7 protein-coding genes are annotated in these 12,248 nt (G+C 35.0%); 2 read left to right on the top strand and 5 right to left on the bottom strand.

The window, feature by feature from the left end; genetic code table 11:
- Positions 1-77: 77 nt before the first annotated feature.
- Positions 78-2,894 carry a starch-binding protein gene (locus tag ACIQ1E_RS11785; protein ID WP_396171502.1) on the top strand — a complete coding sequence of 939 codons (2,817 nt, stop codon included), beginning with the start codon at positions 78-80 and terminating at the stop codon, positions 2,892-2,894.
- Between the two features lie 72 nt (positions 2,895-2,966).
- On the opposite strand, the gene glgB is transcribed toward ACIQ1E_RS11785, so the two are convergent.
- The 5 genes from glgB to ACIQ1E_RS11760 form a co-directional block, all read right to left on the bottom strand.
- Positions 2,967-4,871, bottom strand: coding sequence for a 1,4-alpha-glucan branching protein GlgB (gene glgB, locus ACIQ1E_RS11780; RefSeq protein WP_396171501.1), 1,905 nt, complete (start codon positions 4,869-4,871; stop codon positions 2,967-2,969).
- Positions 4,872-5,015: 144 nt separating this feature from the next.
- Complete coding sequence (locus ACIQ1E_RS11775) at positions 5,016-6,656, bottom strand: trehalose synthase (protein WP_396171500.1); 1,641 nt, start codon at positions 6,654-6,656, stop codon at positions 5,016-5,018.
- Between the two features lie 12 nt (positions 6,657-6,668).
- Positions 6,669-8,603: an alpha-1,4-glucan--maltose-1-phosphate maltosyltransferase gene (locus ACIQ1E_RS11770; RefSeq protein WP_396171499.1), complete on the bottom strand. Its 1,935-nt coding sequence runs from the start codon at positions 8,601-8,603 to the stop codon at positions 6,669-6,671.
- Positions 8,604-8,718: 115 nt separating this feature from the next.
- Positions 8,719-9,999: a glucose-1-phosphate adenylyltransferase gene (locus tag ACIQ1E_RS11765; protein ID WP_396171498.1), complete on the bottom strand. Its 1,281-nt coding sequence runs from the start codon at positions 9,997-9,999 to the stop codon at positions 8,719-8,721.
- 1 nt (position 10,000) lies between these two features.
- The gene (locus ACIQ1E_RS11760; protein WP_396171497.1) at positions 10,001-11,416 is read right to left on the bottom strand and encodes a glycogen synthase; all 1,416 of its coding nucleotides are present in this window, start codon (positions 11,414-11,416) and stop codon (positions 10,001-10,003) included.
- 343 nt (positions 11,417-11,759) lie between these two features.
- Here ACIQ1E_RS11760 and ACIQ1E_RS11755 point away from each other — a divergent pair, with 343 nt between their 5' ends.
- Positions 11,760-12,116 carry a hypothetical protein gene (locus ACIQ1E_RS11755; protein WP_396171496.1) on the top strand — a complete coding sequence of 119 codons (357 nt, stop codon included), beginning with the start codon at positions 11,760-11,762 and terminating at the stop codon, positions 12,114-12,116.
- The last annotated feature ends 132 nt before the right edge of the window (positions 12,117-12,248 follow it).

Below are 12,248 nucleotides of genomic sequence, written 5' to 3'. Positions count from 1 at the left end.
TATTTAAAATTTAACTAGTCCTTTAATTGTATTAAATTTATATATCCAAATTCTATAAATAACCAAATACATTAAAAATGACAAAAAAATCACTACTTTTTTTAGTTTTTTTTACTTCTTTTTTCAACATCCAAGCGCAAGTTCACACTAGCTATTTGTGGCATTTACACCAACCTACTTATTGGGGAGATGTCAGTAAAATTAATCCGAATCGATATCAAATTGTTAAAGAATCTCAGGACTTGAAATTTTCGGGAGCCAATAATGATGTCAATGGTTTAGCCCATCCTACCAATAATTTACAGGAAATATTTGGAGCTGGAGACCGAGTTGCAGCTTATCAGTATGCGCCTAAAAACGCTATCAATTCTATTCGAGATTTACCTGAATCAGGAGCACAAATTACTTATGGAGGATCTTTATTGGAAAACGTTAATCAACTGGCCCAATATAATCAATGGGGTTATAATAATTCTTGGATTCAAAACATAAAGGATGCTAAGGCTTGGAAAACATCAGGAAATTTTCCTCGAATGGAAATGGTCTCTTTTACTATGCATCACGCTCTTTCGCCATTAATGAGTGACGAAGCTTTGACAAAAGAAATTAAAGCGCATCAATATTATTCAAAACAACTATTTGGATCGCACGATTCCAAAGGATATTGGCCAGCAGAATGTGCTTTTTCTGAACGAATAATCAAAACCTTAACGGAATGCGGAATAGAATGGTCGGTGATTGCCAACAGTCATTTGGCTAGAACATTGAATAATTACCCAATAAAAGCTGGTTCTGGTGGATCTATGTGTGATTATCCTAACAAAGCTGATCGAGTTGACACCAATGGAACCAATTGGTTTTCTGCTCAAAAAGATGCTCGCGGTGGACAATTTGCTGTTCCCTATTGTTATCTACCCTACAAATCTAAATATATAGACCCCGAAACCGCCCAAGAATACAAAATCACTGTGGTTCCAATGGCTGATTATGAAAGCTATGAAGATGGATATGCTGCAATTGGGACTAGTCTCATCGCTCCGATTGTTGCTCAAGCAAGCACTTCGCCACGACCTCCATTAGTATTATTTGCTCACGATGGCGATAATGCTTGGGGAGGCGGATCTTCATATTATAACGAATCAGTCACTAATTTTTCGCACGCAGCAGCAAGTCAAGGAAATGTGCCAACAACAATTCCGCAATATTTAAAAGACCACCCTGTTGCTGATTCTGAGGTTGTGCATGTTGAAGATGGCGGATGGGTAAATGCGGACGGCGATTTTGGTCATCCACAATTTACCAATTGGCTTTGGCCTTTTTATGACTCTAATTACAAATTCAATCCAAATGGTTGGACCGAAGATATGATGAATCAAGCCATCACAACTGCTGGAGAAAATCATGCTATTATGGCGGAACAATTGGAAGGAAATAACCTTCGAATGAGCGAAATTGTAAATCCAACGGCAGCAATTAGCCCTGCTGAGAAAGCTTGGCATTTTCTGATGGCAGGTTATGACAGCGGAAATGCTTATTATGGTCTAGCCGAGGATTTAGAAATAAAAACTACGCTTGCAGTGAATCGATGTGTTCAGTTTGCAAAACCAACATTGGATGCTAATCCTGGCGTTGACAACACAAAACCCTCCGTATTTATTCCACAGCGCTGGCCTTATAATCCCGGAGAAAAAGGATATGGTGCTCCCTACGGTTATAAAGAAGTTTTGAATTCGGCAGATTTTACAGTATATACCTTTGCCTACGACGTAAGTGGCGTTCAAAAATCAGAACTAAAATACAGAATAGACACTGATGGTAAAAATAATTTAAACTCAAATCATAACGAAACTTATGCTGGCGGAACCGACGTGGGAAATTGGGTAACTTTACCAATGACTGAGCGAATTTTTCCAAAAGGTAATATTACCAGCAATACTCAGGCAGATTTATATATGTTGCCAACAGTTATTGCTAATCAGTATTATGCAGAAATTGCGGGAATTTCTGAAAAATTAGTAGATTATTATGTAGAGGTTACCGACAAAAAAGGGAATATAACCAAATCGAAAATTCAGCACGTTTGGGTTGGAAAAAATTTAGACATTGCACCAAAAATTGCTTTCGAGCCTGCATCCAATTATTCTGCAACTCCTATTGATGTAAAAATTACGGCTACTGATTCGAATGATCCGAGTCCAAAAGTGTATTATACAACCGATGGGAGTGCTCCTACTACTTCGTCTCCAAGTTTTGTTTCAACTAAAACCATCAACATTACAGCAACTACAACTTTCAATATTTTGGCTATTGATGCAGATGGAAACCAAAGTACAGCTACTCAAAAATACTCTATTGGCAACATAAGTCCAATTACGGTATATTTCAAACCCTTAGCCAGCTGGGGAATTCCAAAAATTTATTATTGGTCTGCATTACCATCTGGAGCGGTTCCATCTATTACTTGGGCACAATCGATTCCGATGACTGCAGATGTCAATGGTTGGTACAAATATACTTTTGCTGGAGTAACGTCGGTCAATGTCATTTTCAGAAACCAAGCTGGCAACATTCAAAGTCCAGATTTAACTGGAATCACAGCCGATAAATGGTTTGATTCCAATTATAACAATGTGACCTTGTCTGTTTCCGGTCAAGAAATTTTTAAAAATGATTTTATTATATATCCGAATCCAACTTACGGAACCCTAAAAATTGATTCTAAAAAGATAGTGAGCGAAGCTGGAGTTTTTGATGTAAAAGGAGCCTTAGTTTCTTTTCAAAGTGTTGGAAGTAACCAACAAATTGAATTGGGTAATTTGATTCCCGGAACCTATATAGTAAAAATGATAACCGAAAATAGAGAGACTATTTACAAGCAGATTATCAAAAAATAATTCATAGTAAAAGATAAAAAGGGACTATCTAATGTTTAAGATGGTCCCTTTTTTTGTTTAAATATTTTAGTATTAAGCATACTTATAAACCGTAACACTCAATGGTGGCAATAACAATTCTACTGAATAATCCCTTCCATCATAAGGCAATGCTTCGACAGTTAATTTTTTTGGATTTTTCACTCCACTTCCACCATAAACACTGGAATCACTATTGAAAATTTCTGTTAGTTTTCCTTTTTTGGGCACACCAATACGATAATTTTCACGAACCACTTGGGTGAAATTACAAACCACAATTACATCGTCTTTTGGGTTGTTTCCTTTTCGAATAAAAGTCATTACTGCGTTTTGATGATCCGAATAATTAATCCATTCGAAACCTTCTGGACTAAATTGTTTTTCATACAAAGCAGGTTGCGATTTATACAAAGCATTCAAATCGGTTATGGCTTTCTTCACTCCATCGTGATAATCATATTGCAATAAATGCCAATCCAAACTTCCTTCGAAATTCCACTCAGCACTTTGTCCAAATTCACTTCCCATAAACAATAATTTTGCTCCTGGATGGGTAAACATATAACCATAAAGCAAACGTAAATTGGCAAATTTTTGCCATTCGTCACCGGTCATTCTTCCTGCAATAGATTTTTTGCCATAAACCACTTCATCGTGAGAAAGAGGCAACATAAAATTTTCGGAAAAAACATAAGTCATCCCAAAAGTTAAATCATTCTGATGGTATTTTCTGTACACAGTTTCTTTTTGGAAATACTGCAACGTATCGTGCATCCAACCCATCATCCATTTCATTCCAAAACCTAGTCCGCCAGCGAATGTTGGTCTAGAAACCATCGGGAAAGAAGTACTTTCTTCGGCAATAGTTTGCACTCCTTCAAAACTAGAATAAACGGCTTCATTAAATTCTTTCAAGAAACTGATAGTGTCCAGATTTTCTCTTCCACCAAAAATATTTGGTTCCCATTCCCCTTCATTTCTGGAATAATCTAAATATAACATCGAAGCCACAGCATCTACACGAAGACCGTCAACGTGATAATTGTGTAGCCAAAAAATAGCATTACTTATCAAAAATGCACGTACTTCATTTCGTCCATAATTGAAAACTAAACTTTTCCAATCCGGATGATAACCTTTTCTGCGATCAGGATGTTCGAATAGGTTTGAACCATCAAAAAATCCTAATCCATGAGCATCTTCAGGAAAATGAGAAGGAACCCAATCTAGTATTACGCCAATACCAGCTTCGTGCAATTTGTCGACCAAGACCATAAAATCCTGTGGCGTTCCAAATCGAGAAGTCGGTGCAAAATAGCCAACCAACTGATAGCCCCAAGATGGATCATAAGGATATTCCATTATAGGCATAAACTCTACGTGAGTAAAACCAGTTTCTTTTATATAGGCCACCAACGAATCAGCCAATTCCAAATAAGTTAGAAATTTTCCATCTGCATTGCGTTTCCAAGACCCCAAATGAACTTCGTAAACCGAATACGGTTTATCTAAATCATTGTGCTCTTTTCGGGTTTCCATCCATTTTTTGTCCTTCCATTGGTAATCCAAATCCCAAACGACAGAAGCTGTATGAGGTGGATGTTCGCAATACAGCGCAAATGGATCCGCTTTTTCGGTAATAATTCCACCATTATTGGATTGTATTTTATACTTATAAGTGGTTCCTTTTTCGATTCTGGGAATAAATCCTTCCCAAATTCCGGAGGAATCCCAACGCACCTGCAATGGATGATCTCCTTGAATCCAATAATTGAAATCCCCAACCACAGAGACAGAACGTGCTGATGGAGCCCAAACAGCAAAATAGACGCCTTTTACGCCGTCGACTTCAACAAGATGTGCACCTAGTTTTTCATATAAGCGGAAATGTTTTCCCGCTTTGAATAAATCAATATCGAAATCGGTAAAAAGAGAATAAGGTTGTACTTTGTTCATTTTTTTTCTTTTTGGAACGCGAATGAAACGTATTTCAAACGCATATTTTAATTTTTAATTTTAGTTTTTAATATTATTAATAATCTTTAAGGATTAATATTTAGCAGCTCAAGAACTTCAAAAGTACATTTTAAAGATTTTATATCAACTCATTAAATTCAATTGTTTTTTATCATTGTTTAATATACTAAAAATTCCTGTCAACGGAATTACAGCCCAACGTGGTCGAGAATTGAGTTCATATCCCAATTCATAAATTGCTTTCTCAAGTAAACAATATTTTAGCAAAAAATCGATTTCTTTTCGGTAACCAATATTCAAATTTTCGCCTTGGGCAACTTCAGTATAGGTATAAAGAAAAACACCAACAAAATATTCGAATAAAATTTCAGCAGCCTTGAAAAGCTCCTCTTGTTCATAAGGATACTTCTCCTTGTTATTGAAAATCGTGGCATAAATAGCATAATGGAAGGAACGAAACATTCCTGCAACATCTTTTAATGGAGGCTGTTTTACTTTTCGGTCGCGAATGGTACTTTCTGGTTCACCTTCAAAATCTAAAATATAAAAATCATCTCCATTGACCAAAACTTGTCCCAAATGATAATCGCCATGAATTCGAATTCTTTCGGATTTCATTTTTGTCCAATCGAAATCCAGAAATATTTTTCGAATTTCTTTTTTATGATCCAAAAACTGATTGGCCAATTCTAAAGCCAAACCGTCCAGTTTATGAAGATTATTTTCTAGAATATTCAATCTATTTTGAAACTGATACGTCAGTCTGTTTTTGAGCCAAACTGAATAATCTCCGTTAAAAGTTGTCGGTGTGAAAGCAGTTTCATATACATCACTTCCCAATGCAATATGCATTTCGGCCGTTCTTGTGGCCAATTTTTGGATTCGCATAAAAATACTCAATCCTGCCCAGTCTATGATTTCGTGCGGAACTTCATTGATCTTTAATCTTTTGAACAACTCAATTTCTGGTAATTTACTAATTTTAATTTTTTTATGTTTTAGATTATCAAAAATTCGATCTACTTCATCAAGCATAAACTGCCAAGCATCGCCTTGATTAGGTACTAACTCTTGCATCAAACCTAAAGTGATATTTCCCTCTGTCAAAACCACATTGATGCTTCCCATATAAGCAGGTGAATTTTTGAAATCCATCCTTTCGGTGAGGAATCTACTAATTTCATATTCAGGATTCATACTGATATAAATTCTTCTGAAAATTTTGAGCACCAAATTACCGTTGTAAATTATGGACGTATTGCTTTGCTCCACTCCCATAAATTTAGAACTGATGTATTCCTTTTGTTCCAGTTTTTCTCCTTTGTGAAATTTAACAATGGAATCCGATTTTTCTTTAGCATTGACAATTTTATCAAACAATAACTTTTTGAAATCCTCCTGATGTAAAGCATCTACAAGAAATCCAGCTCGACCGTTCATATTAACTGGCGTAATAACAGTGTTGGTATCCAACTCCTCTTCTAACATAAAAGCCAATGGCATAAAATAATGCTGGTAAAAAGCTTCCTTGAAATTGACCTCTAATAAAACACCATAATAAACATTTGTTTTTGAAGCTATTTTGAAGTACTCTACCACTTCAATGTACTTTAAAGTACTAGCTTTTCCACCATACCAGCGCTTATTGATGATATAATTCTCCAGAATATCAGACGAAAAGACATTTACAAATTCCTTGTCTTCAAAAGCATTTTTCCAATCTGTTTTAAAAACGAATGGATTTTGAAAATTATCTTCGTTCATTTTAAATAGAAATTATCGTTCAACTTTAAACAAATGGAAAGGTAAATCTGGTGAAATCTCAACAAAATTCCATTCTTTCTCCCAAATATAAGCATTTCCAGTGATTAAATCCGTAATTTTTAACGGAAGTTTACCCAATAAGTCATTTGGCAGCAGCACCATAGATTGTGAAGTATAATTTGAATCAAGACTTGCAATCATGAGCGTTTCATCACTTTTATCGTCATCAAATTTATAGTAAGCCATTACTTTATCATTATTGGTAGCGCAAAACGTAATATTATTAGTTTGTTGTAACGAAGCATGCTCCTTTCTGATTCTGTTTATTCTACTGATTACTGTGGTGATTTTATTCTGCCTATCCCAATCCCATTTAAAGAAATCGTATTTTTCTGAATTTAAGTATTCTTCTTTTCCAGGAGCTAATGGAGTCGAAATTTGATATTCGAAAACCGGTCCATAAATCCCAACACTAGAACTTAATGTTGCAGCCAAAAAATACCTTTGAAGATGAATTGATTCATTTCCATGTTGCAAATGAGCAGGGTTGATATCTGGAGTATTGGGCCAAAAATTAGGACGATAAAATTCTTTTTGATCGGATTTAGTCAATTCTTCAACATATTCTATCAATTCATGCTTAGAACTTCTCCAAGTAAAATAGGTATACGATTGTGAGAATCCTTGTTTAGCCAATTCGTTCATGATTTTTGGACGTGTAAAAGCTTCTGCCAAAAACAAAACATCAGGATGCTTTTTCTTGATCTCACTAATCAACCATCCCCAGAAGTAAAATGGTTTAGTGTGCGGGTTATCAACTCTATAAACTTTGACATCACATTCTTCAATCCAAAATAAAGCTACATCTAATAATTCCTTCCAAAGATTTTTCCAGTCGCTACTTTCAAAATAAATAGGCTGAATATCTTGGTATTTTTTAGGAGGATTTTCGGCATATTGCACCGTTCCATCAGGACGCCATTTGAACCATTGTGGAAAATCTTTCACGTAAGGGTGATCCGGAGCTGCTTGCAAAGCGTAATCCATCGCCACCTCAATACCTAAATCTTTCGCTTTTTGGACTAATGATTTAAAATCTTCAATTGTACCTAAATCGGGATGAGTAGATTTGTGTCCACCATATTGCGAACCAATGCCCCAAGGAGAACCTACATCTCCTGGTTCAGCATTAGTGGCGTTGTTTTTTCCTTTTCTATTTACTTCACCAATAGGATGAATTGGCGGAAAGTATAAGGTGTCAAAACCCATCGCAGCTACTCTAGGCAGTAACCTTTCGCAATCTTTGAATGTTCCGTGCTTTCCTTCTTCGGCCGAAGCTGAACGAGGGAAAAATTCATACCAAGTACTGAATAATGCTTTTTTTCTATCGACGTAAACTTTTAAATCCAACGATTTATTTTCTAAAAGACGCTTCGGGTACTTCTTAAAAATGTTGTTCAAATGTGATGATGTTGCTTCCCGAATGGCGTTATCATACTCGTGCTCAGTAGTGAAATAATAAGCCAACGTATTCAAATAATCTCGTTCCTTGGAATCCACCACGTCTAAAATAGCTCGGACGTACTCAGCTCCCTCTAACAACTCGGATTTTACATACTGATGATCTTGAATTTTCCGAAGTGTTCCGTGTTGCCAATTCAAAGCATAATCGACCCAACCTTCAACAAAATAAGTGTAAAACCCTTGTTTTTCAACTTTAAAACTGGCGTTCCAACTGTCATTTACTGTCGGATTCATTCGAACTTCGCTCCAATCTTTGTCGTTTTCGTTTTTAAATTTGACGCAGCATTCAATGACATCATGTCCATCAGAGAATACATCTGCACTTACATGTACTTGTTGATTAACAATTCTTTTTATTGGATTAATACCACCATCGAGCTGTGGCATCACGTTTTCAATTACAATTCTGGTTTGATTTTGCATTTTACAATTTTAAAATTCTACTAAAAACTAGACAAAAATATTCAATACTGCTAATATAAATAAACATTTAGTTTACTTAGCACTAGCAGTATTAAAAAGTATTCTCTCTAATTGACTATTTTATTACATAGTTATCCGGAAGAACGGCTCCTTTTTTAATGACAACAATTCCTTCTTTAATCATATATTTTTCATTAGAAACATCTTCTAAATGTTTCCCTCCTTCAATATGAACATCATTTCCGATTCTGCAATTTTTATCAACTATAGCATTATTGATAAAACATCTTTCTCCGATACCCATCAAAATTCTTCCATTAGCAACATCTTCTTTCATATCATCGATACTTTGGTAAAAATCATTACCCATTACATAGGTATTATGAATCACAGTTTCTTCCCCAATTCGAGATCGGTTTCCAATAACAGAACGTACAATTTCCTTACCATTCACAATACAACCATCCGACATAATCGACCGATCAATACTTGTTTTTTTGAATTTGGTTGGCGGCAACAATCTTGGACGAGTAAAAATTTTATTATCATCATCAAATAAATTGAATTGAGGTAAATCGTCGGTTAAACCAATATTTGCTTCAAAAAAGGAATCAATATTACCGATATCTGTCCAATAACCTTCGTATTGAAAACTAAATAATCGTTTGTGACCTACTGCCTGCGGAATGATTTCCTTACCGAAATCTTTGGTAGTGGCATCACCCATAACTTCCATCAAATATTTTCTATTGAATATATAAATACCCATTGATGCTAAATAAAGCTTGCCTTCATTTTTCATTTGATCACTCACAGGAGATTCCCAATCAGGTAAAAGTTCTTTTGCAGGTTTTTCGATGAATGCATCAATAAAACTATCTGAATTGGTTTTCAAAATTCCAAATTCGGGAGCATCTTTGGCATTTACAGGCAAAGTTGCAATCGAAATATCGGCTTCATTTTTGATATGCTCCTCGATCATCTCATTCAAATCCATTTGATACAATTGATCACCCGAAAGAATCAATGCGTAATCAAAATCATGATTCAAAAAGTGAGGCATACATTGTCTCACTGCATCAGCAGTTCCTTGAAACCATCTAGGGTTGTCAGGAGTTTGCTCTGCTGCTAAAATATCAACAAAAGCATGACTAAAGATGCTAAAATGGTAGGTGTTCTTGATATGAGCATTCAAGGAAGCCGAATTAAATTGCGTTAAAACGAAAATCCTATAAATATCTGAATTCATGCAATTAGATATTGGAATATCGACTAATCGATATTTGCCACCAATTGGAACAGCAGGTTTTGAACGAGATTCAGTTAGCGGAAATAATCTAGAGCCTTGGCCCCCACCGAGAATAATCGCGATTACATTTTTCTTTTTTGGTTTCATTTTAGTTTGTTTTTAAATTGTATAAATTGATATATTCTTGACAAACACTCTCCCAAGAGTAGTCAATATTCATTCCTATTTTTCGAATATTTTTAAGACTTTTTTTGTCTTTATATAAGCTAACGCCCCTTTGAATCGAATAACAAACATCCTCAATCGACGGTTGATCGTGGCAAATGCCGTTTCCATCATCTCCAATATCAATCACCGTATCCTTCAAACCACCAGTTCTTCTCACTATTGGAATCGTTCCATATCTAAACGCATACATTTGATTCAAACCACAAGGCTCCACCCGTGAAGGCATCAACAAAAAATCAGAACCAGCATAAATCTGATGAGCCAATGCTTCGTTATAGCCAATAAAAACATTATAATTCCCTTTAAAACTGGCCACTAAATGACTCAGTTGATTCTCGATTCCAGTATTTCCTGATCCTAAAATTAAGATATTAATTTCTTTATAATTTTCAGACAATGCAAGAGCAGCAGCATGTGGCAATAAATCTGCTCCTTTTTCTTCTAATAAACGACCAATAAAACTAAAAAGCGGTTTTGTTGGATCTAAATCAAATTGGCTACATAACTTCACTTTATTGGCTTGCTTTCCATTCTCGAAAGTCTTACTAGAATAATTGGCAAATAACATTTTATCTTTTGCTGGATTCCAAACTTCGGTATCAATACCATTCAAAATTCCTCTCGATTTATGTCTAACTTGATTAAATAATGACTCTAATCCATAGCCGAAATTATTAATTTCATTCAAAAAACTTGGAGAAACAGTGGAAACTACAGTAGCACATTTTATGGCCGTTGCCAATGAATTAATTTTATTATCCCATTCTAAAATAGTTACTTTTGACAAATCGAATTCAGGCAAATAATACAATTTATCAAAACCAAATTGTCCTTGGTATATAGCATTATGAATTGTAATCACCGTTGGTGTACTTCTTAATTTCTCAAATTTATATGCATACTTCATCATAAACGGAATTAATCCTGTATGATGATCGTGACAATGGATTGTATCAGGAACCTCACTTCTAGAGTTTAACCAATCCAATGTTGCCATTTGAAATGACAAAAATCGCTCGATGTCATCTTCGTAACCGTAGACTTCATTTCTGTCAAAGAGCTCAGGTATGTGAACCAAGTATAATTCAAAACCTAAAATATCTATTTTTTCTTTTTGAATATTAAAAGGAAAATTAAAATTCCCTAATTTAACAAAACCCGAATACACAGTATCAAATTCATTTTTATTAATGAATTCAGTATCATAATGCGGAATCACAACTCTCACTTGATGCCCTGCATTATTCTGATATTTTGGCAGAGCACCCACTACGTCACCTAATCCTCCAACTTTTGCTACCGGATAACACTCTGCTGCAATGTGAACTATTTCCATTCTATTTTTTTGCGTTTTTAATATTAGAAAAAAAGATACTACTTAAAAAATTATTAATTATTTTACTATTCCAAATAATCATTAGAACCTAAATAAACCAATATTAACACTACTTTTATGTTTTCTAAATTTAGTAAAAATAATTGTCCAATGTCAAACTAAATGAAAATTTATTGAAATGCCAAAAAATACTTCAAATCACAAGCAATCGTTGAAAATTCCTAAACTTATACTGCTATATAGTACTATTCTCTCTTCAATTTCCCCAAAATTATCAATTCTTTTTGCTGAAAAATTATTCACAACTCCCTTTAAACATAAGACTCCTAAAAGAGAATTAGAAATGGATAGGAAAAGCATTCAAAAATTAATTAAAATTCCATCAATAAATAAAGAAGTGGTCATATATCAATATGGTGATAGTGAAAAGAAGATTTTGTTATCCCACGGATGGTCCGGAAGAGGGACACATCTTTACAAAATAGCCGATGAAATACTAAAAGCCGGATACTCCACTATCAGTTTTGATGCTCCAGCTCATGGAAAATCTCCTGGAAAAACTACGATAATGTCAGAGTTCGTCGAAACAATATTAGAAATTGAGAAACAATTCGGTCCATTCGAAGCCGCTGTCGGTCATTCTTTAGCGAAGCTATGGCGACGAACCAAGCCCGCAGAGCGAACACGTCCTATAAATTAAAGTACGAGACAAAGTTAAGTAATGTATTTAACTTTGTCGTCCTCTCACACCACCGTATGTACTTGCGTTTACGGCGGTTTCCTTAAAGTGGATTACGGAATAATTGTTTATAGTTCTCTGTGAGACTGTAAA

Source organism: Flavobacterium sp., assembly GCF_044348915.1.
Lineage (GTDB): Bacteria > Bacteroidota > Bacteroidia > Flavobacteriales > Flavobacteriaceae > Flavobacterium.
This window is presented reverse-complemented; position numbering and strand designations above follow the sequence as displayed.